The following is a 20807-nucleotide window of genomic DNA, read 5'->3' as shown; positions in this document are numbered from 1 at the left end:
CCCCTGCGCGGGGCCTCCGGCGCCGTCGCCCCCACGCCCGCGTGTCGGACGCTGCTCGGGCTTCGACAGCCCGCGGCCGCGGGTGAGACCCGGTTGTGGCAGCGCCGCTGAGACGACGGGCGGCGGTCAGTCGGCGACGTCGACGCCGTAGCTCCGGGCGAGGGCGCCGAGGCCGTGGTCGTAGCCCTGACCGACGGCACGCAGCCGCCAGCTCTGTCCACGACGGTAGAGCTCCGCGAGGAGCATGGTGCGCTCGGTGGTGGCGGCGTCCAGCGTGGACTGCGCGAGGGCCGCCGCGCTGCTTCCCGGGCCGGAGACGATGTGCAGGGCACCGACGTCACCGAACGTGGGGGAGCCGTCGACGGCGGCGGCGATGACGACCTTGCGGGCCGAGGGCGGCAGCGTGGCGAGGTCCACGCTGACGGTCTGCTCGGTCGGACCGTCGCTCAGCAGCCGCACCGTACCGCCCGGATTCTCCGGGGTGCCGTAGAAGACGAAGTCCTCGTCGAAGGAGACCTGCTCGTCCTCGTCCAGCACGAACGCGACCACGTCGATCTCGCACGCCGTCTGCTGCGCCCAGGACGCGGTGACCGTCCAGGGGTGCGCCGGTCCCCGCCCGTGCTGGAGCGGCAGATCGACGACGCCGCCGCGCGGCAGCACATGTGCGGCCGTACGCCGCTCGTCCGCGCGCGGCGCCGCCGTCACGACCGGTGCGACCAGCCACGCCGCGTCGTGCGTGGGCAGCAGCAGCGCGGTGATGCGAGGCAGCCTGCGGTCGCTGTGGCCGCCGTCGAGGACGACCACGTCGGTGACGCCGGCGGACAGGTTGATGGCCGCGGCCCCGCCGAGTTCGACGACGCGCGTACGGGCGGCCACGGCGTCGGGATGGGTGCCGCCGAGCACGAGGACCCGCCGTCCGGTCAGCGGGCCGCGCGGTTTCCCGGGGCGCCTGCCGGGCTTCGGGCCGGCGGCCGGTTCGTCGGGCGCGGCCGGGTCCGGGAGGGCGGGGGCGATGGTCTCCGGGGCATCCGCATCGAGCGCCTCGACCACCTCCACCGCCTCGACCGCCTCGGGCGTGCGCGGCGCGGGGACGGCCGGGAGCGCGGGAGAGCCGGAGGAGGGGACGGCGTCGGCCTCCGGCGGCACTCCCTCGTGCGAGATGCCGGGCCGGACATCGCCGAGCAGCCGCAGGAAGGCCGCCTCGTCGATGACCGGAACGCCTTCGATGAGCGCCCGCCGGGCCTTGGCGGAGCCGGCGGAGGAGTCGTTGGTGACCAGTGCGCTGGTGTGCCGGCTGACGGACGACATCATGTTCAGCCCCGCCGCGGCGCCCCGCAGCAGCAGGTCCGCCCGTGCCGTCCGGGTCTCCCCGGTGACGGCGATCTTCATGCCCTGTACCAGCGGCCCGCCCGCGATGAGCCGTCCCGGATTGCGGAAGGCGCACGGCGCCTTGGGCGGCTTCGGCGCGAACTGCGCGTCCTGCCTGGGCGGGCAGGCCACCAGCGGCAACGACAGGTCCAGTTGCGCCGCCTCCCGCAGCGAGGCGCGCAGCACGCCGGCCAGCACCCGCGTGTCGTCGAGCGCGTCGTGCGCCTTCACCTGGGGGACGCCGTAGTGCGCGGCGAGCGTGCCGAGCCTCAGGTCGTCGGTCGGCGGGTCCACGCGGCGGTTCAGGGCAAGCGTGCACAACCGCCGGGCGACGGGCAGCCGCAGCCCCGCCCGAGCGAACTCGTGGGCGAGGAAGTCGTAGTCGAACTGGGCGTTGTGGGCGACCAGTACCCGGCCCTCCAGCAGCGCGCCGATCCGCTCGGCCACCTGCTCGAAGGCAGGCGCCCCACGCAGCCGCTCGGCCGTCAGACCGTGCACGTGCACGGGCCCCGGGTCGCAGCCGGGATCCAGCAGGGTCGAGAACTCCCCGGTCTGCTCGCCGTCCGGGCCCAGCGTCACCACGGCCACGGACAGCACCCGGTCACGGCGCGGTACGAGACCGGAGGTTTCCACGTCGACCAGCGCCCACTCGAAGGCGTAGTCGCGCAGGTCGGACGGATCGGCGGCGGCAGACGTGAGAGACATGGAGGAAGGATGGAGGCATGTCCACGGTTCCTTCAACTCGAATGCCGATTGATCCCGTTTCACGGCGGTCGTGACCGCGCCCCTCGGTGGCCGGGCGCCCCCTGGCACACTGCTCGCGTGGCATCCGCCCCGCCCTCAGGAGGACTTCGTCATGACCGAGCAGCTGCTGGACCGTGTCGCCCGGCACGAGCGACGGTTCAACACGCTCTTCGCGGAGTACTTCGACACGCTGGGCGCCACGTTGGACGCGCCGAAGTTCAGCCGCTTCACCCCGGACTGCCTGGAGCTGCTGCGTGCCCTGTCCCTGCGCGGCGGCAAGCGGATGCGGGTCGTGCTGCTCCACGAGGCCGCGCGCCTGGTGAGTGACGAGCCGGTGGACGGGCTGGACGCCGCCGCGCTGAGCGTCGAACTGCTGCAGACCCACGGTCTCGTCCACGACGACCTCATCGACGACAGCGCCACCCGCCGCGGCGGGCCCACCACTTACTACGCCTACCGGGAGAGGTTCCCCCGGCACCCGCGGGCGGCGCTCGGACTCACCGTACTCGCGGGCGACCTGGCGCTCGTCCTCTCGCTGCGCGTGCTCCTGGACGCCGGACTTCCGGTCGAGGTGCGTCAGGCCATGGTCGAGGTGCAGACCCGGGCCGCGACCGACACGTTCGTGGGCCAGATCGTCGACCTGGAGCGCGACTTCGCCTCCGAGGCGCCGGACGACGAAGTCCTGCACGACGTGGCCGACCACAAGTCGGCCCGCTACTCGGTCCTCGCCCCCCTGTACCTCGGGCTCCTGGCCGCGGGCGAACAACCGGCCGCCTACGAGAAGGAGTTGCGGCGTTACGCGCGACTGGTCGGCATCTGCGGACAGATGCGCGACGACTACCTGGACCTGTTCGGCGACGCGGCCACGATGGGCAAGCCGACGGGCACCGACATCCGCGAGGGCAGGCACAGCTACACCGTCGCCCGACTGCTGTCCGCCGTGCGCGGCGCCGAGCGCGCCGTCGTCGAGGAGGCACTGGGGAACCCGTCCTGCACGCCGGAGACCGTCGCCGCGGTCCGTGAGATCGGCGAGCGCCGCGGTGTGGCCGACCGGATGCGGGAGGACATGCGGGGCTACGCCGAGCAGGCACGGCTGGTGGCCGAGGGCTGGCGGCCGCGGTGGCGCGAGGAGGCGGTCGCCTTCTTCGAGCGTGTGCCGAGGTGGAGTGTGGAGCGGGCCGGGTGAACAGCTCACACGCCGGTCGGCCGGAGGGCCGGGGCCTGCGTGCCGGTGAGGAGACGGGTCAGGGCCTGGTCGAGCCGCCGCCGCAGGACAGGGGTGTCGCGCCAGTCGGGGCGCCCGGCCGCCCGGCGTCGCACCCTTTGCGCACTGGCAGGATGGGCCGGGTCTCGGGACGGAAGCAGGAAAGGGAGGAGGGACATGGTTGTGCTGGTTCTGACCGGTGCCCTCGTACTCGTCGGCGGCGGATGCGTCTGCGTCGTGTGGGCGGCGCGGGGCGGTCCGCGCTGGGTGCGTGCGGTGTCCGCCGCGACCCTGGCGGCGGGCGAACTGGTGCGCGGTTCGAAGGGCTCCGGCCGACGGGGGAGCGGGGGAGACGACTCGGGCGACTGAGCCCGACCGTCTGACACCTGTTCCCCGTGTCGCTCAATGGGGTATTCGGGATCTCCTGCCCCGGCCGTCCGGTCATGCTCTGACCGGATGCGCCGTTGACCAGGCGCATCGGTGACGACGCGATCCCTGGGGGAGAAGCATGACGCACTCGACGCGACGTGGTCCAGGCCTGGACGACCAGGCCGTGCTGCTGGTCGCCGGCCTCGCCGACCTGGCGGTGAGCACGATCGGTTCGGCGGTGGGCGGGCTGCGCGGGCTCCTCGGTCGCTCGGACACCGCCGACCTGGTGCGGGAGGCCGAACAGGATCTCCAGGCCCGGGGCAGGCTGGCCCTGGACCGGTGCGCGAACGTGCCACCCGCCCACCTGGAGGTACTCGCCCAGCACGCGCGGGCCCGTCGGGCAGCCGACGGCGGCGATGTCTGAACGCTGGGACCCGGGCGCGTTCAAGGCCCGCGTCGACGGGGTCCTGCGGAGCTTCCTGGACGAGGAGGCCGACCATCTCCTGGCCGTCGACGACGCCCTCGCGCCCGTGGCCGGGCAACTGCGGAACGCGGCGAGGCACGGCAAAAGGCTGCGCCCGGCTTTCTGCTACTGGGGCTGGCGGGCGGCCGGACAGCCCGACAGCGACGCTCTGGTACGGGCGGCGGCCGCCATGGAGCTGGTGCACGCCGCGGCGATCGTCCACGACGACCTCATCGACGACAGCGCCCTGCGCCACGGTCTGCCCACCGTCCACGTCGCCCTGGCGGCCGTACTGACGGCGGCACCGGAGACGACCGGGGAGACACGCTCAAACACGGGCACGGACACGGGCCGGGGCCCGGGTGCGGCGATCGCCCCGGAAGCGGCCACGGGGCCGGCCCGGGACGGCCACCGTCCGGCCCACCGGGCCGCCCGGTCCCTGGCGATGCTGGTGGGCGACCATCTGATGGCCCTCGCGGGGCAGTTGTTCGCCACCAGCGGTCTCCCCGCCGCCTACCTCGCCCGCGCCCGGGGCCTGTGGGCCGCGCTCGCCCGCGAGCTCATCGCCGGCGAGTGCCTGGAGATCCTGCACACCGGCGGACGACCGGACACCGAAACCTCCCTGAAGGTGATCCGGTACAAGACCGCCAAGTACACCGTCGAGCACCCCCTGCTCATCGGCGGCCTGCTCGCCGGTGCCCCCACCGCGCTGCGCGCCTCCTACTCCGCCTACGGCCTGCCGCTCGGCGAGGCGTTCCAGCTCCGCGACGACCTGCTCGGCCTGTTCGGCGACCCGGAACGCACCGGCAAGGCGGGCCTGGACGACCTGCGCGCCCATCGGCCCACCGCACTGCTGGCCGAGACCTGGCAGGCCGCCGACGCGCCCCAGCGGGAGCGGCTGCGCGGCGTGCTGGGCCGCAGCGACCTGGACGGAACCCATCTGCGCGAAGTGCGCGACCTCATGCTGGAGCTGGAGGCGCCGCAACGGGTGGAGCGGATGATCCTCGCCCGCGTGGAGCGGGCCACCCGCGCCCTGGACACCGCCGGGGTCCCACCGCGGGCGCGCCGGGCGCTGCGCGAGCTCGCACAGCAGGCCACCGACCGCATCCACTGACGAGGAGACCGCGATGCCCTACACCGAGACGTCGATGGACGCACTGCGCCGCGGCGGCGACGAACTGGCCGACGCCGTCGTCGCCACCCTGTTCGAGCGCGGCGAGGTCGGCAAGTTCAACTCCCTGATGCGCTACGTCTCCACCACCGGCCAGGAACTCCCGGACGGCCTCCCCGGGGTGGCCCGGGAGTACCTGAGGGCTACCGGCACGCCCCCGGACTGGGTGGACTGGGCCGAGATGGAGAAAGCCCGCCTGTTCTTCATCGACAACAACGTGCACATCTCCACCGCCCTGTCGTTCGCGTCCATGCCCGCCTGCTACGTCGTCCCGCACGTGGCCAGACTGCTGTCGGCGACGCACGGGCTGAGCTACCCCTCCAAACGGATGGCGGAGACCGGCCAGTTCACCGTCTACCTCATGCGGCCGGACGCGTTCGAGGCCGGCGGCCGCTTCCTCCCGGCCGCCCAGAAGGTCCGCCTGCTGCACGCCGCCATCCGCCACCACCTGAAGCGGGAGAACCGCTGGGACACCGACACCCTCGGCGTACCGATCTGCCAGGAGGACATGATCGGCGGGCAGATGTTCTTCTCCCTGCTCGTCCTGGACAGCCTGCACCGTCTCGGCATCCACATGTCCGCGCAAGGAGCGGACGCCTACTTCTACGCCTGGCGCGTCGTCGGCGCGATCCTCGGCGTCGACCAGTCGGCCGCCCCCACCACGCTCGACGAGGCGCGGCAGTTCCTCGACCTGTACATGCTGCGCCACATGGGCCCGTCCGAGGAGGGCGCCCATCTGACCAGGCAACTGATCGACCTGTACGAGGAAGTCGTTCCGGGCACCCTTTTCGACCCGGTGGTCTCCGCCCTGATCCGCTACCTCGTCGGCGACACGTGCGCCGACTGGCTGGAGGTGCCCCGCACCTCCTGGGACACCGTCGTGAAGGCAGCCCCGCGCCTCCTCGGCATCCTGGAGACGATCGAGGACCGCTCACCGCTGGGCGCGTGGGCCCTGGACCGGCTCGGTCACCTCACCACGGTCCTCGAACTGTCCTCCCTCACCCGCGGACGCGTCATGCACTACGCCATCCCCGAACAGCTGAGGAAGGAGTACGGCGTCTCCGGGGCCGCTTCCCGCACCCACCGCTGGACCCCGCCGCCCGCGACCGTCTCCTGAGCCGCCGCAGGTGCCGGCCGTCGCCGCACCAGCCGGCGGGCCGATCGTCATGGGGGCCTGCTGCGCGTGACGGCCTGCTACGCGTGGACGCCCGGTTCCCGAGGGCGGTACGGGAACCGGGCGGGCGCTGACGTGGTCGACGCGCCGCATGCCGCGGCGGGCGGTTCCACCGGGCGCGCGGCGACATTCGGGCGTCCTCGCGGCGGGGCGGCGGCGTCAGGCGATGGAGGCCGAGATGATGGCGGAGACGGCCAGGTTGCAGGAAGCCGTCACCCACACCGCCGGGTGGGGCTCCGGCTCGACCAGCGTCGCGCCCAGCCGGCCCGGGGTGATCAGGTCGACGACCAGGAAGGCCACGGCCATCATCACGAGGCCCAGCAGCCCGAACGCCGCGGTCGACACCAGCCCCTTGCCGAAGTCCTCGTACGTCGTCCAGATGGACGTGAACACGATGCCGCCGATACCGAGCAGCGCGGAGCTGAGCACCATGGCAGCGTTGCGGTTGCGCTGCTCCCATATCTGCCGACCGAGCTTTCCGGGCGTCAGCACGTCGACCAGCACGATGCCGAGGACCAGGAGGACCAGGCCCAGGCCGCCGTAGGCGGTGGCTCTGCCGAGTCCGTTGACGATGTCGCTCATGGGGTTGCCGGCTCCGTAGCGTGAGAGATCGTGAGTGATCGTGGTCAAGGCGCTGCAAAATGTAGCGCACCCGTTCGGCCCCTTGACCCCTGCGGTCCGGCAGCAGGGCCGGACGCCGGGTCAGGAAGCCGCCGCAAGCGCGCGGTTGCGGCGCACCGAGGACCAGAAGGAGGAGCCGATCAGGACCACCCCGATGAGACCGGTGACGATCTCGTTGATCTCGTACTGGATGGTCACCAGGAGGATGGCGGCGAGGGCGCCGATGGCGTAGTGCGCGCCGTGCTCCAGGTAGACGTAGTCGTCGAGGGTGCCCTGGCGGACCAGGTAGACGGTGAGGGACCGGACGTACATGGCGCCGATGCCCAGGCCGACCGCCATCAGCACGATGTCGTTGGTGATGGCGAAGGCGCCGATGACACCGTCGAAGGAGAACGAGGCGTCCAGAACTTCCAGGTAGAGGAACATGAAGAACGCGGCCTTGCCGGTGAGAGCGACGGCCGAACGGGGCCTGCCCGCACGTTCGGCCTCCTCCTCGGCCGCGTGCTCGCGCTCCTCCTCCCGTTCCAGTCTGTCCTCGAAGAAGCCGGAGAGGCCACCGACGACCATGTAGGTGATCAGACCGGCGACACCGGCGAGCAGCACCGTCTCCGCCTTGTCGGCATGGATGCCGCCGTGCTGGTGGGCGTGGGCGCCGACGGTGACCGAGGAGATCAGCAGCACGATCAGGGCGATGCAGACCGACAGCATGTCGACCCGGCCGAGTTCGGCCAGCGGACGCTCCAGCGGGCCCAGCCACTTGACGTCCCGGTCCGTGAAGACGAAGTCGAGGAAGATCATCAGCAGGAACATGCCACCGAAGGCGGCGATCGACGGATGGGCGTCCGTCACCAGCTCCTGGTAGCGCTGCTTGTCGGTGAGCGCCAGGTGGACCGCGGCCCACGGGCTCAGCCGGGCGCTGATCGCCACGATCACGACCGGGAAGACGAGGCGCATGCCGAAGACGGCGATGAGGATGCCGACGGTGAGGAAGATCTTCTGCCAGAAGGCACTCATCTTCTTCAGGATCCCGGCGTTGATCACCGCGTTGTCGAAGGACAGGGAGACCTCCAGCACGGCGAGAACGGCCACGAGTCCGAAGGCGGTCCACCCCTCGTACAGGACTCCCACGGCCAGACCCAGGGCGGTGACGGCGAAGGCCCATCGGAACGTCTTCACAAGCACGGGCTGATCACTCACTCCTGTTGTCGCGCTGCGCCGGGATGTGGCACTTCTCCCTGGCCAGTGCCCGCCACCCACGTTGTTTACCACGATCGTCCGCCTTCACCGGGGCAGGCCGGGCACGGCGGCGGCCCCGGCACCCGACGGTCACCGAAATGGATCGGCTCGTTTCCTTGAGGGGGTCGTGTCTGCGGGAGTAGGTTCACCGCCATGACCGCATCCCGGGATCCGGCCGTCGCCTCGGAACTGCGCGGGGCCGGCCTGCGCGTCACCGCCGCCCGCGTCGCGTTGCTCGAGACCGTCCGACGGGGCGATCACCTCGACGCCGAGGCGATCGCCACCGGGGTGCGCCGGCGCGTGGGCCACATATCCCTCCAGGCCGTGTACGAGGCGCTGCACGCGCTCACCGCTGCGGGGCTCGTGCGCCGCGTCCAGCCGCCCGGAAGCCCGGCGCGGTTCGAAGGCCGGGTGGGCGACAACCACCACCACGTCCTGTGCCGGTCCTGCGGTGCCCTCGCCGACGTCGACTGCGCCGTGGGCGAGGCGCCCTGCCTGACCGCGTCCGACGCCCACGGCTTCTCGATAGACGAGGCCGAGATCATCTACCGGGGCCTGTGCCCCGGCTGCGCCACCCCCGCCAGTTCCCCAGCACCTTGATCCGCCCCGTTCGGAAGGATTCCCATGTCCGAGAACCACGACGCCATCGTGACCGACGCGAAAACCGAGGAGACGGGTGGCTGCCCGGTCGCCCACGGACGCGCCCCGCACCCCACGCAGGGGGGCGGAAACCGCCAGTGGTGGCCGGAGCGGCTCAACCTGAAGATCCTCGCCAAGAACCCCGCCGTGGCCAACCCGCTGGGGGAGGAGTTCGACTACGCCGAGGCGTTCGAGTCCCTCGACCTGCCGGCCGTGAAACGGGACATCGCCGAGGTGCTGACCACCTCGCAGGACTGGTGGCCCGCCGACTTCGGGCACTACGGCCCGCTGATGATCCGTATGGCCTGGCACAGCGCGGGTACCTACCGCATCAGCGACGGCCGCGGCGGCGCCGGCGCCGGCCAGCAGCGGTTCGCCCCCCTCAACAGCTGGCCGGACAACGGCAATCTCGACAAGGCCCGCCGCCTGCTGTGGCCGGTCAAGAAGAAGTACGGCCAGAGCCTCTCCTGGGCGGACCTCTTGGTCCTCACCGGCAACGTCGCCCTGGAGCAGATGGGCTTCGAGACCTTCGGCTTCGCCGGAGGCCGCGCCGACGTCTGGGAGGCCGAGGAGGACGTCTACTGGGGCCCCGAGACGACCTGGCTCGACGACGAGCGCTACACCGGCGACCGCGAGCTGGAGAACCCGCTCGGCGCGGTCCAGATGGGCCTGATCTACGTCAACCCGGAGGGCCCCAACGGCAACCCGGACCCGCTCGCCGCCGCCCGCGACATCCGCGAGACGTTCCGCCGCATGGCGATGAACGACGAGGAGACCGTCGCGCTGATCGCCGGCGGACACACCTTCGGCAAGACCCACGGCGCCGGCCCGGCCGACCACGTCGGCGACGATCCCGAGGCCGCCTCCATGGAGGAGATGGGCCTGGGCTGGAGGAGCACCTACGGCACGGGCAAGGGCGGGGACGCCATCACCTCCGGCCTGGAGGTCACCTGGACCACGACCCCGACGCAGTGGGGCAACGGATTCTTCAAGAACCTCTTCGAGTACGAGTACGAGCTCGAGCAGAGTCCGGCCGGCGCCAACCAGTGGGTGGCGAAGGACGCCCCCGCCATCGTCCCCGACGCGCACGACCCGTCGAAGAAGCACCGCCCCAAGATGCTCACCACCGACCTGTCGCTGCGCTACGACCCCGTCTACGAGCCGATCTCCCGCCGGTTCTACGAGAACCCGGAGGTCTTCGCGGACGCCTTCGCCCGCGCCTGGTACAAGCTGACCCACCGTGACATGGGCCCGAAGTCCCTGTACCTCGGCCCCGAGGTCCCCGAGGAGACCCTGGTCTGGCAGGACCCGCTGCCCTCGGCGGAGGGCGAGCGCATCGACGCCGAGGACGTCGCGACGCTCAAGACCAAGCTGCTCGAGTCGGGTCTGTCCGTCTCGCAGCTGGTGTCCACCGCGTGGGCGTCGGCGTCCACCTTCCGCGGCAGCGACAAGCGCGGCGGTGCCAACGGCGCCCGCGTCCGCCTGCAGCCGCAGTGCGGCTGGGAGGTCAACGAGCCCGACGAGCTGGCCCAGGTCCTGCGCGTCCTGGAGGGCGTCCGGCAGGAGTTCAACTCCGGCGCCGGCGCGAAGAAGGTGTCCCTGGCCGACCTGATCGTCCTCGGTGGCTCCGCCGCCGTGGAGAGGGCCGCCAAGGAAGCCGGCTTCCAGGTCGAGGTTCCGTTCGCCGCGGGCCGCGTGGACGCGACGGAGGAGCACACCGACGCCGAGTCGTTCGAGGCGCTCGAGCCGACCGCCGACGGGTTCCGCAACTACCACGGCAAGGGCAACCGGCTGCCGGCCGAGTTCCTGCTGCTCGACCGGGCGAACCTGCTCACCCTGAGCGCCCCCGAGATGACCGTCCTGGTCGGTGGCCTGCGCGTCCTGGGGGCCAACTACCAGCAGTCCCAGCTCGGCGCGTTCACCAGGACCCCCGGCTCGCTGACCAACGACTTCTTCGTGAACCTGCTGGATCTGGGCATCACCTGGAAGTCGACGACCCAGGACCAGACCACCTTCGAGGGCCGCGACACCGCCACCGGCGAGGTCAGGTGGGCCGGCTCCCGCGCCGACCTGGTCTTCGGCTCCAACTCCGAGCTGCGGGCGCTCGCCGAGGTCTACGCGAGCGACGACGCGCAGGAGAAGTTCGTGCACGACTTCGTCGCCGCCTGGGTCAAGGTCATGAACCTCGACCGGTTCGACCTGGCCTGATCCGCCGCCGTCCGGGCCGGCCGGCCCACCCGCCCGGCCCGGACGCCCCCGGTACCGCGGCGCCCCGCGGAACGAGGCCGGTTCGGCGCACGACCTCCAGTGCGTCGCGGCCTGCCACGACTGCGTGACGCCTGCCTGGAGCCGTGGACGGGAGCCGGCCGGACAACCGCAGAACTGCGACGCGCGGTGAGCCTCGCCCGGCGGGTGAGTGCCCCCGGCCGGGCCGGCGCCTACGGCAGGCTGTTTCCCGGGGCGTCCGGCGCCGCCGGTGCCGCGGTGGTCCGTGATGGCGCCCGCTGCCTGTCGGAACTGTTCGACGCCCCGCCTCTCTGGACGCCGTTGTCAGTGGCGGATGCGAGGCTGCGAGACATGGATGAGGTGGAGTTCATGCGGGGCCGGGTCTACGGCGCCGACCACGACAACCCCGGACCGCGGGCCGGACGCGTCTACGCCCAGCTGGTGGGCGGCCCCTTGGACGGTCTGCTGCTGGACATCACCGACCTTCCCGGCCACGAGCGCGGCCGGGGAGTGTCACTGGCGACGGAGATAGGCCGCTACGGCCCGGGCGGGCGCTCCGTGTACGGCCCGAGGCGCGGCGACCCCCGCCGCTTCGACTGGCGGGGCGACGCGCCCTGACGTCACGTCATGTCGCCGGAATCGGGGACGCCCCCGTCTGCGCGACCAGGGCCGCGAACAGCCAGTCGTGTGCGGAGCCGGGGGTCGGTTCCGGCGGTTGCCCCGGCGGGGTGACCACCTCGCCCACCAGCTCCCAGTAGCGGTCGAGCCGCGGGTCGGCCGCGAGCTGCCCGGCCAGCCGCCGGCGGAAGTCCGGGGTGTCCCGGACGCCGTACGCGTCCGTGTACGCGGCGACGAAACCGTCCAACGCCTCGCCCGGCTGCGGGTCCCGGTTCCGCCGCAGGTGCACGCCCGCCAGCTCGTACGCCTCCGCCAGTCCCGCGTACAGCACCGCGGACCCCCGGGCACCGGCTGTCCTGTGCGCCTCGGGCTGGGGCTGTGCGGTGCCCGGGCACGGGGCGAGCGTGAGGGCGTTCAGCCGGGCGAAGGCGAGGACCTGGGCCGGGGCCGGATCGTCGGGCGGCTGCGGCACCGCCACGTCCAGGAAGGCGCCGGCCGCCCGGGCCGGCATCCGCGGAGGCAGCCAGCCGCGCCAGAACCGGACCAGTGGGGCCGTGCTCGGCGGGGCGGACACGGCGCCGATCAGCCGCAACCGGTCGGCCCGTTCCCCGGGCGGACACTCCTGCACCAGCCGCAGTGCCGCCTCCCGCCAGCGCAGCGCCTTCAGCTCGGAGCCGAGTTCGCGCAGCCGCCCGGCCACCGCGGCCTCCAGCGCGCCGCCGCCCACCGCGCGGTCGCCGCCCGCCTCGCCTTCCTCGCCCTCTTCCTCGAGGACGTGGCGCACCTCGGGGACCGACAGGCCGAGGGCCCGCAGGGAACGGATCAGACGCAGCCGGTCGAGCGCCCCGGGGCCGTAGCGCCGGTGCCCGCCCGTGCTGCGCGAGGCCTCCGGCAGCAGTCCGCGGTCGGAGTAGAAGCGGACGGTCTTGACGGTGACACCCGCCCGTTCGGCGAGTTCCCCGATGCCGCACAGGCCGTCGTACGACGTGAGCACTTGAACCTCCCTCAGGGGGAGTTCCTACCGTACCGGCGAGCGCGGGCCGGTGATCAAGCCGGTCCGCGGAGGTACGACGCGGTGACGGGCGTCGTACCGAACGGCGTACGGAGGAGAGGCAATGACCGCGTTCATCCTGGTGTCGGGCATGTTCACCGGCACACACATCTGGCAGGACACCGCCGTGCGCCTGACCGCGGCGGGCGCCGAGGCGTACCCGGCCGCACTCACCGGGCTCGACGGCCCGCCCGGCGCGACGGTCTCCGGCGCCGACCTGGAGACCCACATCGCGGACGTCCTGGCGGTGATCGACTCGATCGGCACGGCGACGGACCGGAAGATCGTGCTGGTCGGCCACGACTATGGCATCCACCCGGCGCTCGGCGCCGCCGACCGGCGGGCGGAGCGCATCGACCGGATCGTCTACCTGGACTCGGGCATGCCGAGGGACGGCGTCCCGGCCCTGGCCGCCGTCCCCGACCAGTCCCTGCGCGAGCGGCTGGCCGGACGGCCCGGGACGGGCGGGGGAGCGGAGGCCGGCGCGGTACTGGCGCCACCGGCGCACGACGAGTGGGGGATCTGGGGCAGCACCGCGGGCGTTCCCGACGCGGCGCTGGACCGGCTCACCGCCCTCGCCGCGCCGCAACCTCTGGGCACCCTGCTCCAGCCCCTGCGACTGACCGGTGCGGTGGCCTCGGTGCCCACCACCGGCGTGCTGTGCACCGGCAACGGCGCGAGCATCGAGATGGTCCAGATGCTGGTGGGCTTCGGCGGCGATCCCGCGCTGCGGGCCCTGACCGACCCCCGGGTGACCTTCTTCGAACTGCCCACCGGACACTGGCCGATGCTCTCCTGCCCCGCCGAACTCGCGGACGTCCTGCTGCGGGCCGCGGCCGGCGAGGGACACCGGCTGAAGCCCGCCGACGCGGCGGAACCGCCCGCGCATCTGCGGCCGTTCCTGCTGGACGTCCCCGAAGTCCCCCGGGAGCGGCACGGGAACGTCGACCTGTACCTGCCCGACGCCGAGGAGCCGCGCCCGGCGGTGGTGTTCGTGCACGGCGGCCCGGTCCCCGCCGACGCCCGGCCCACCCCGAGGGACTGGCCGACCCTGACGGGGTACGCCCGGTACGCGGCCGGGGGCGGGGCGGTGGGCGTCGTCCTCGACCACCGCCTGCACGACCTGGCCGACTACGAGCGCGCCGCCGCGGACGTGGCCGAGGCCGTGGAACTGGTCCGGGCCGACCCGAGGGTGGACGCCGACCGGATCGCGCTGTGGTTCTTCTCGGGCGGCGGACTGATCGCGGCGGACTGGCTGGCGGCGCCGGAGCGGTGGCTGCGCTGTCTGGCGGCCACCTATCCCGTCCTGGCGCCGCTGCCGAACTGGGGGCTGTCCGGCACCCGCTTCCATCCGGTGCGGGCGGTGGCCGGGGCCGGCGCCCTGCCCGTAGTACTCACCCGTGCGGGACTGGAGATGCCCGAGATCGCCGCCACCGTCGAGGAGTTCCTGGCCGCGGCCAAGGACTGCGGGGCGGACGTCGAGGTGGTCGACGTGCCGCACGGCCACCACAGCTTCGAGACCGTCGACCCGACCGACGAGTCGCGCGAGGCAGTGCACCGCGCCATGCGTGCGGTACTGGACCGCGTCGGCCGACGCGACGTACCGTGACGACGCACGGCGGCCCGCCGATCAGCGGGTGGCCTGCGCCGCTCACCTCCTCCTCCCCTCGCTTTCGGCACCCTCGGGCCGCCGGCCGCGCGGTACTCCCTCCAGCACCAGGTCGTAGGAGTGCGTGACCAGCTCCTCCACCAGCTCCTCGGTGATCCCACCGCCTGCGCCCACCGAGATCCAGTGATGCTTGTCCAGATACCGTCCGGGCGAGATCGCCTCGTGATGCCGTCGCAGGTGGTGGGCCCGGTCCGGTTCGCACTTCACCGTGATGATCCGCTCCTGCGGATCATCGGTGACCATCAGGAAGACCTTCCCGCTCACTTTCCAGACGCCGAGCTTGTCGACGAACGGGTGCCCCTCATCCGTTCCCGGCAGCCCCTCGGCGACTTGCCGCGCGATGTCCTGCAACTTCTCACCACTCATGGCTGCCCTGCTCACCGAAACCTCCAGCTGCTTGTCACGCGAGTTCGGCCGTGCGTCTCGACGGCGACGACGACCCGGTCCCACTGTCACAGGACCGGCGTGACAGCACGGCTACGACGGTCCGTTCGGGTCAGTGTCCGATCCGGGGGCGGCCCCGCGGCGGGGCAAGCGTTTTCTGTGTGATGTCTTGACGTGTACGCGGCGCAATGAGTTCATGGGAGCGCTCCCACACCCGCATTGCTCACCGTGCCCGCACTACTCAGTCCTGGAGTCGCCGTGCGCACAGCAAGACGCCATACACCGAAAGGTCTCCTGACCCGCCTGCTGACCGGCCTGGCAGCCCTGGTCGGGCTGGTCGTCGTCGGTGCCCTCTGCCCTGCCGCCGCTATGGCCCGGTCACCGGGCGCACAGGCCACCGGCCTGCACATCAGCGACGGCCGGCTGCTGGAAGGCAACGGGAACGACTTCGTCATGCGCGGGGTCAACCACGCCCACACCTGGTACCCCGGTGAGACCCAGTCGCTGGCCGACGTCAAGGCGCTGGGCGCCAACACCGTCCGGGTCGTCCTGTCCGACGGTCACCGCTGGAGCGAGAACAGCCCCGCCGACGTGGCCGCCGTCGTCGGCCAGTGCAAGGCGAACCGGCTGATCTGCGTGCTGGAGGTGCACGACACCACGGGATACGGCGAGGACGCCGCCGCCGGCACGCTCGACCACGCCGCCGACTACTGGATCGGCCTCAAGGACGTGCTGGCCGGCGAAGAGGACTACGTCATCGTCAACATCGGCAACGAGCCCTGGGGCAACACCGACCCCGCCGGCTGGACCGAGCCGACCATCGCGGCGGTCGGGAAGCTGCGCGACGCCGGCTTCCAGCACACGATCATGGTGGACGCGCCCAACTGGGGCCAGGACTGGCAGGGGGTCATGCGGGCCAACGCCCAGTCCGTCCACGACGCCGACCCCACCGGCAACCTGATCTTCTCGATCCACATGTACAGCGTCTACGACACAGCCCAGGAGATCACCGACTACCTGAACGCCTTCGTCGACGCCGGGCTGCCGATCCTCATCGGTGAGTTCGGCGGCCCCGCCGACCAGTGGGGCGACCCGGACGAGGACACCATGATGGCCACCGCCGAGCAGCTCGGCCTCGGCTACCTGGCATGGTCGTGGAGCGGCAACACCGACCCGGTCCTCGACCTCGCCCTCGACTTCGACCCCAGCCGGCTCAGCTCCTGGGGCGAGCGCATCTTCCACGGCGTCAACGGCATCGCCCAGACGTCCGAGGAGGCCACGGTCTACGGCGGCGGCGACCCGGACGACACCCAGGCGCCCACCACCCCGGGAACACCGACCGCCTCCGCGGTGACGGACACGACCGTCACCCTCGGCTGGGGCGCCGCGACGGACGACGTGGGCGTCGCCGGCTACGACGTCGTCCGCATCGGCGACGGCGGCGAGACCACGGTCGCCGCCTCCGTCACCAACACCGCCACCGTGACGGGCCTCACCGCCGACACCGCCTACACCTTCGCCGTCTACGCCCGCGACGCGGCGGGCAACCGCTCGGCCCGCTCCGCCACCGTGGACGCCACCACCGACGAGGGCGGCGGCACCCCCGGTGCCACGTGCTCGGTCGGATACCGCGTGGTGGGCGAGTGGCCGGGCGGCTTCCAGGGCGAGATCGCCGTCCGCAACACCGGGACCGCGCCCATCAGCCCCTGGACGCTCGCCTTCGCCTTCCCGGACGGCCAGACCATCACGAACATGTGGGGCGGGACCCCGGCCCAGGACGCCGGCGCGGTGCGCGTCGCCCCGGCTTCCTACACCGCCACCATCCCCGCCGGCGGCACGGTCACCCTCGGCTTCACCGCCCAGAAGGGCGGCACCAACACCGCCCCGGCCGCGTTCAGCCTCAACGGGAGCGCCTGCGTCACGACGTGACCGTACGGTCCCACCGGCCGGCGGTGGCCACCTGCCCCCGCCGGCCGGTACCGGCCCGTTCGCGTGAAGGCGTCACCACGACACCTCGCGGACGTCGGCCCGGCTCTGCGGCCGCGTCGTCGCCGTGATCTCCGACCGGTGGCGGCTCGCCGAGAACGTCACCGTCAGCGTCTGCGGCTCGCTCTGGCTCGTGCTCACCGTGAAGCCCTGGTCGGGCACGGCCGAGATCAGGCACACCTCGCTGTCGCCGAACCGCACGGTCGCCTTGCCGCCCTCGGAAGGCACCGTGTACACGCCTGCCCCGCCCTCCCGGCACCCCGGATCGTCCCCGCCGGCCGGAGGCCGCGGGGGCGTGGTGCGGGTGGCCGGCGTCGGTGTCGGGCTCGGCTCGGGCGGTTTCTCGCTGGTACGGGCCGGCGTCGGGCTGGGCTTCCGGCTCGTCGCCGACGGGCTGGGGGAGGGCTTCGCGGTCTTGGACGGAGTGGGCCGGGGGGACGCCGGGGGTGCCGGGAGCTCCTTCGGTGCCGACTGTGCGACCGGCGCGGTCGGCCGGGTCGAGCCCACCACGAAGTGGATCGTGATGATGACAGCCGTGACACTGGCTGCCGTGCACGACAGCCAGATGATCAGGTAGCGCAGGAGGCGGGACACGACACCATAGTGACGGACCGGCTAACGTGCCTGCTCATGGCCTCCGTACTTGTCGTCGAGGACGACCCTGTGATCCGGGCCGCGCTGATCGAGGTCCTGACCGGGCACGGCTACGCGGTGAAGACCGCTCACCAGGGTTTCGAGGCGTTGCGAGACATCACCCAGAGCCCACCGGACATCGTGGTGCTCGACCTCGGGCTGCCCGACCTCGACGGTCTTGACGTGCTGCGGATGATCCGGGGCATCTCCCGCGTCCCGGTACTGGTCGCCACCGCCCGCGACGACGACACGGAGATCATCCGGCTGCTCAACGCCGGCGCCGACGACTACATGGTCAAGCCGTTCTCCGGCGGCCAGCTCGCGGCCCGGCTCGCCGCCGTGCTGCGCCGGTCCGTGCCCGCCGACGTCCGGGCGGCGAGGCAGCCCGTCCTCCAGGTCGCCGACCTGCGGATCGACCCCACCGCGCGCACCGCGCACCTCGCCGGCCGGGAACTGCTCCTCACCCGCCGAGAGTTCGACCTGCTCGCCTACCTGGCCGCCAACGCCGACCAGGTCATATCCAGGCAACGCATACTCGCCGAGGTGTGGCAGCAGCCGTACGTGGAGGACCAGACCGTGGACGTCCACCTCTCCGCACTCCGCCGCAAAATGGGTGAGAAGGCAAGAAAGCCCCGCCTTCTCCACACCGTGCGCGGTATCGGCATCAAGCTGGTCAGCTCGCCATGAGACGTGCCCTCGCCGGGATCGCCCTGGCCGTCACCTCGATGGTGGCGCTGTCGTTCCTCATCCCGCTCGCCCTCCTCGTCCGCGAACAGGCCCGGGACCGGGTCACCACCGCCGCCGAGCAGCGCGCCTCGGCCCTGTCGCCGGTACTCGCCCTCACCACCCGGCGCGCCGACGTACAGCAGGCCGTCGCCGAGCTCGGCTCGTCCGACCAGCTCGTCGTACGGCTGCCCGACGGAGGCTTCGTCGGAACTCCGCACGCGCCGAAGACCGCGCTCGACCGGGCCGTCCGGGGCCGCGAGACACTCGCCGTCGACACCGCCGACGGCTGGGTCTACCTCCAGCCCGTCGTCCTGCGGGGCGACCGGGTCGCGGTCGTGGAGGCCTACGTGCCCGCCGCGGACCTCACCCGGGGCGTGGCCGCGTCGTGGGGTGTGATGGCGCTGCTCGCGCTGGGTCTGGTCGGCGGCTCGGTGCTGGTCGCCGACCGGCTCGGCGCCCGCGTCGTCCGCTCCTCCCGCGGCCTCAAGCGTGCCTCGCTGGCCCTCGGCTCCGGCGACCTCGACGTACGGGTGGAGCCGGACGGCCCGCCCGAGCTCCAGGAAGCCGGAGTGGCGTTCAACACCATGGCCGACCGGGTCGTCGACCTGCTCGCCGTCGAACGCGAGCTGGTCGCCGACCTCTCCCACCGGCTGCGCACCCCGCTGACCGCCCTCTACCTGGAGGCCGACCGGATGGGCGCGACCCCGAGCGCGCGGCGGGTGACGGAGGCGGCCGGACAGCTGGAGAGCGAGCTCGACTCGATCATCGCCGCGGCGCGCACACCTCTGGCCGCCGTACAGCGCGGCGGGGTGGGAACGGGCCCGGCGAAACCGTGCGACGTCGCCGAGGTGGTCGCCATGCGCCTGGACTTCTGGTCGGTCCTCGCCACCCAGCAGGCCCGGCCGTACGAACGCTCCCTGACCCCGCGCCCGGCGCCCGTCGCCTTCCCCGAGGACGACCTCGCGGCCGTCGTCGACGCCCTGATCGGCAACGTCTTCCGGCACACCCCGCAGGGCACGGCTTTCGCCGTCCGCGTGGAGCGGGCGGACGGGCACGTGTTCCTCACGGTCGACGACGCCGGCCCGGGAGTGGCCGACCCCGAGGCCGCTCTCACCCGGGGCGTCAGCGTCGGCGGCTCGACCGGCCTCGGCCTGGACATCGTGGCCAGGGCGGCCCGCGCGGCCGACGGCGAACTGACGATCACCCGCGCACCACTGGGCGGGGCGCGGGTGCGGGTGTCGTTCGTACTCGCCGACGCGAGCGGGGGCGGCGCGGGAGGCGGGGGCCGGTGACGGGCGTCAGCGGCTCGTGCCGAAGTTCTGGGTCCACCAGGGGCCGCCGTCGCCGAAGTGGACGCCGACGCCCAGCTCCTTGAAGGAGCAGTTGAGTATGTTCGCGCGGTGGCCGGAGCTGTTCATCCAGGAGTCCATCACCGAGGCGGCATCCGCCTGCCCCCGGGCTATGTTCTCGCCCAGCGTGGACCACTGATAGCCGGCGGCCTCGACACGGCTCGCCATGGTGGAGCCGTCGGGACCCGTGTGGGACATCACACCGCTGCCGGCCATGACGTCGCTGTAGTCGTCGGCGGCCCGGGCCAGCCGGTCGTTCGCCGTCACCGGCGAGCAGCCCGCCGCGGCCCGCTCCTCGTTCACGAGCGCGAGCACCCGCGCCTCGGTTCCGCCGGCCCCACCGGATCCCGACCCTGATCCGGTGCCCGAACCCGTATCGCCGCCGCCACCGCTCGGCGTCCGGTCGCTGCCGCTCTTCGCCGCCGTCTTCGCGGGAGCCTTCGACGCGGGCTCGGCAGCTTTCACCGGGCTGGTGGTCGGACTCGCCGACCTCTTCGGCTCGTCCTTGTCCTTGTCCTTCGGTTCGGCACTCCCGCTCGGCGAGCCGCTCGCCGTGGCGCTCGGGATCGCCGACGCGGAGGCCGACGGTGTCGCACCGCCCGCCGTGTCCTCGGCACCCGGCTCCTGTCCGGCGGCGTTCGTGACGAGCCGGTCCGAGGCCTTGCCGTCCTCACCCCCCGCGACCGCCAGGGTGATCCCGACGCCCGCCGTCACGGTGACGGCGCCGAGCACCAGCGCGGTACCGCGTGGCCGGAGCCCGCCGCGGGGCCGGGCGTGGGAGCGGGACGGGCGAGCGGTTCGGCGGGAACCCATGCGCAGGACACCTCGGCTTGTCTGTCGGCTGACGGAGCCCCCGTGCCCGGTGGACGCGACCGCGCCCACCGGGACTGTGGGGGGTGATTCGAGAGCCTAGGACGGGACAGGCGTGGAAACGGCAGTTCGAAGGCCATCTTCAGAAAGCCTTAAAAGAACCGCCAAAGTCCGCTGAGGTCCGAGCCACGCCGAGCCACGCCGAGCCACGCCGAGCCACGCCGAGCCGCGCCGAGCCGCGCCGAGCCACGCCGAGCCGCGTCGGGACGCGTCGGGACGCGCGAAAAAACAGTGCCATGAGTGGCCCGGCTCACATGGCGTACCGGAGGTGGCGCCGACACCATGGTCTCGTCACCCGGCAGGCTG

The 20807-nt window shown here is 72.6% G+C and carries 20 protein-coding genes; 13 read left to right on the top strand and 7 right to left on the bottom strand.

The annotated features are described in order from the left end of the window. Positions 1-126: 126 nt before the first annotated feature. Positions 127-2073: a TerD family protein gene (locus ACH4F2_RS10325; RefSeq protein ID WP_398132267.1), complete on the bottom strand. Its 1947-nt coding sequence runs from the start codon at positions 2071-2073 to the stop codon at positions 127-129. A gap of 151 nt (positions 2074-2224) precedes the next feature. Between ACH4F2_RS10325 and ACH4F2_RS10320 the strand changes: the two genes are divergently transcribed. The 5 genes from ACH4F2_RS10320 (at position 2225) to ACH4F2_RS10300 (ending at position 6436) form a co-directional block, all read left to right on the top strand. After that, positions 2225-3298: a polyprenyl synthetase family protein gene (locus tag ACH4F2_RS10320; RefSeq protein WP_398132266.1), complete on the top strand. Its 1074-nt coding sequence runs from the start codon at positions 2225-2227 to the stop codon at positions 3296-3298. 195 nt (positions 3299-3493) lie between these two features. Continuing rightward, the gene (locus ACH4F2_RS10315) at positions 3494-3685 is read left to right on the top strand and encodes a hypothetical protein (RefSeq protein ID WP_398132265.1); all 192 of its coding nucleotides are present in this window, start codon (positions 3494-3496) and stop codon (positions 3683-3685) included. Between the two features lie 139 nt (positions 3686-3824). Then, the gene (locus ACH4F2_RS10310; RefSeq protein WP_398132264.1) at positions 3825-4109 is read left to right on the top strand and encodes a polyprenyl synthetase; all 285 of its coding nucleotides are present in this window, start codon (positions 3825-3827) and stop codon (positions 4107-4109) included. Next, positions 4102-5262, top strand: coding sequence for a polyprenyl synthetase family protein (locus ACH4F2_RS10305; protein WP_398132263.1), 1161 nt, complete (start codon positions 4102-4104; stop codon positions 5260-5262). Before ACH4F2_RS10310 ends, ACH4F2_RS10305 begins: the two co-directional genes overlap by 8 nt. Before the next feature lie 13 nt (positions 5263-5275). After that, complete coding sequence (locus ACH4F2_RS10300; protein ID WP_398132262.1) at positions 5276-6436, top strand: oxygenase MpaB family protein; 1161 nt, start codon at positions 5276-5278, stop codon at positions 6434-6436. A 216-nt stretch (positions 6437-6652) separates the two neighbouring features. Here ACH4F2_RS10300 and ACH4F2_RS10295 read toward each other — a convergent pair whose 3' ends face one another. Further along, positions 6653-7075 (bottom strand): DUF350 domain-containing protein, encoded by a 423-nt coding sequence (locus tag ACH4F2_RS10295; protein WP_398132261.1) that lies wholly within the window; start codon positions 7073-7075, stop codon positions 6653-6655. Between the two features lie 120 nt (positions 7076-7195). Further along, on the bottom strand, positions 7196-8296 hold the full coding sequence (locus ACH4F2_RS10290; protein ID WP_398132260.1) for a DUF475 domain-containing protein: 1101 nt from the start codon (positions 8294-8296) through the stop codon (positions 7196-7198). Positions 8297-8503: 207 nt separating this feature from the next. On the opposite strand from ACH4F2_RS10290, the gene ACH4F2_RS10285 reads away from it, so the two are divergent. The 3 genes from ACH4F2_RS10285 to ACH4F2_RS10275 all read left to right on the top strand — a co-directional run bounded on the left by ACH4F2_RS10285 (position 8504) and on the right by ACH4F2_RS10275 (position 11833). Continuing rightward, positions 8504-8950, top strand: coding sequence for a Fur family transcriptional regulator (locus ACH4F2_RS10285; RefSeq protein ID WP_398132259.1), 447 nt, complete (start codon positions 8504-8506; stop codon positions 8948-8950). Positions 8951-8974: 24 nt separating this feature from the next. Continuing rightward, the gene (gene katG / locus ACH4F2_RS10280) at positions 8975-11197 is read left to right on the top strand and encodes a catalase/peroxidase HPI (protein WP_398132258.1); all 2223 of its coding nucleotides are present in this window, start codon (positions 8975-8977) and stop codon (positions 11195-11197) included. Positions 11198-11566: 369 nt separating this feature from the next. Next, positions 11567-11833 carry a hypothetical protein gene (locus ACH4F2_RS10275; protein ID WP_398132257.1) on the top strand — a complete coding sequence of 89 codons (267 nt, stop codon included), beginning with the start codon at positions 11567-11569 and terminating at the stop codon, positions 11831-11833. 7 nt (positions 11834-11840) lie between these two features. On the opposite strand, the gene ACH4F2_RS10270 is transcribed toward ACH4F2_RS10275, so the two are convergent. Beyond that, a complete protein-coding gene (locus ACH4F2_RS10270) occupies positions 11841-12827 on the bottom strand; it encodes a MerR family transcriptional regulator (protein WP_398132256.1) in 987 nt (328 codons plus the stop codon). Between the two features lie 121 nt (positions 12828-12948). Here ACH4F2_RS10270 and ACH4F2_RS10265 point away from each other — a divergent pair, with 121 nt between their 5' ends. Further along, entirely contained in the window at positions 12949-14493 is a 1545-nt protein-coding gene (locus ACH4F2_RS10265; RefSeq protein WP_398132255.1) for an alpha/beta fold hydrolase, read from the top strand. A 42-nt stretch (positions 14494-14535) separates the two neighbouring features. Here ACH4F2_RS10265 and ACH4F2_RS10260 read toward each other — a convergent pair whose 3' ends face one another. Continuing rightward, a complete protein-coding gene (locus tag ACH4F2_RS10260; protein WP_398132254.1) occupies positions 14536-14919 on the bottom strand; it encodes an MmcQ/YjbR family DNA-binding protein in 384 nt (127 codons plus the stop codon). Between the two features lie 276 nt (positions 14920-15195). Between ACH4F2_RS10260 and ACH4F2_RS10255 the strand changes: the two genes are divergently transcribed. Continuing rightward, positions 15196-16866 (top strand): cellulase family glycosylhydrolase, encoded by a 1671-nt coding sequence (locus tag ACH4F2_RS10255; RefSeq protein WP_398132253.1) that lies wholly within the window; start codon positions 15196-15198, stop codon positions 16864-16866. Positions 16867-16938: 72 nt separating this feature from the next. On the opposite strand, the gene ACH4F2_RS10250 is transcribed toward ACH4F2_RS10255, so the two are convergent. Next, on the bottom strand, positions 16939-17160 hold the full coding sequence (locus tag ACH4F2_RS10250) for a hypothetical protein (RefSeq protein ID WP_398132252.1): 222 nt from the start codon (positions 17158-17160) through the stop codon (positions 16939-16941). Positions 17161-17218: 58 nt separating this feature from the next. Here ACH4F2_RS10250 and ACH4F2_RS10245 point away from each other — a divergent pair, with 58 nt between their 5' ends. Genes ACH4F2_RS10245 through ACH4F2_RS10235 form a run of 3 tightly spaced genes read left to right on the top strand, consistent with a single transcriptional unit; the run spans position 17219 to position 19574 of the window. Next, positions 17219-17500, top strand: a complete 282-nt coding sequence (locus tag ACH4F2_RS10245; RefSeq protein WP_398132251.1) for a hypothetical protein — start codon at positions 17219-17221, stop codon at positions 17498-17500. 53 nt (positions 17501-17553) lie between these two features. Further along, a complete protein-coding gene (locus tag ACH4F2_RS10240; RefSeq protein ID WP_398132250.1) occupies positions 17554-18243 on the top strand; it encodes a response regulator transcription factor in 690 nt (229 codons plus the stop codon). Beyond that, on the top strand, positions 18240-19574 hold the full coding sequence (locus ACH4F2_RS10235; RefSeq protein ID WP_398132249.1) for an ATP-binding protein: 1335 nt from the start codon (positions 18240-18242) through the stop codon (positions 19572-19574). The genes ACH4F2_RS10240 and ACH4F2_RS10235 overlap by 4 nt, the downstream gene beginning before the upstream one ends. Before the next feature lie 6 nt (positions 19575-19580). On the opposite strand, the gene ACH4F2_RS10230 is transcribed toward ACH4F2_RS10235, so the two are convergent. Further along, positions 19581-20444 carry a CAP domain-containing protein gene (locus ACH4F2_RS10230; protein ID WP_398132248.1) on the bottom strand — a complete coding sequence of 288 codons (864 nt, stop codon included), beginning with the start codon at positions 20442-20444 and terminating at the stop codon, positions 19581-19583. Positions 20445-20807 lie beyond the last annotated feature (363 nt).

This window comes from Streptomyces sp. NPDC017890 (assembly GCF_044328675.1).
Lineage (GTDB): Bacteria > Actinomycetota > Actinomycetes > Streptomycetales > Streptomycetaceae > Streptomyces.
Note: the sequence above shows the minus strand (reverse complement) of the source record. Positions and strands in the feature narration are given on the sequence as shown.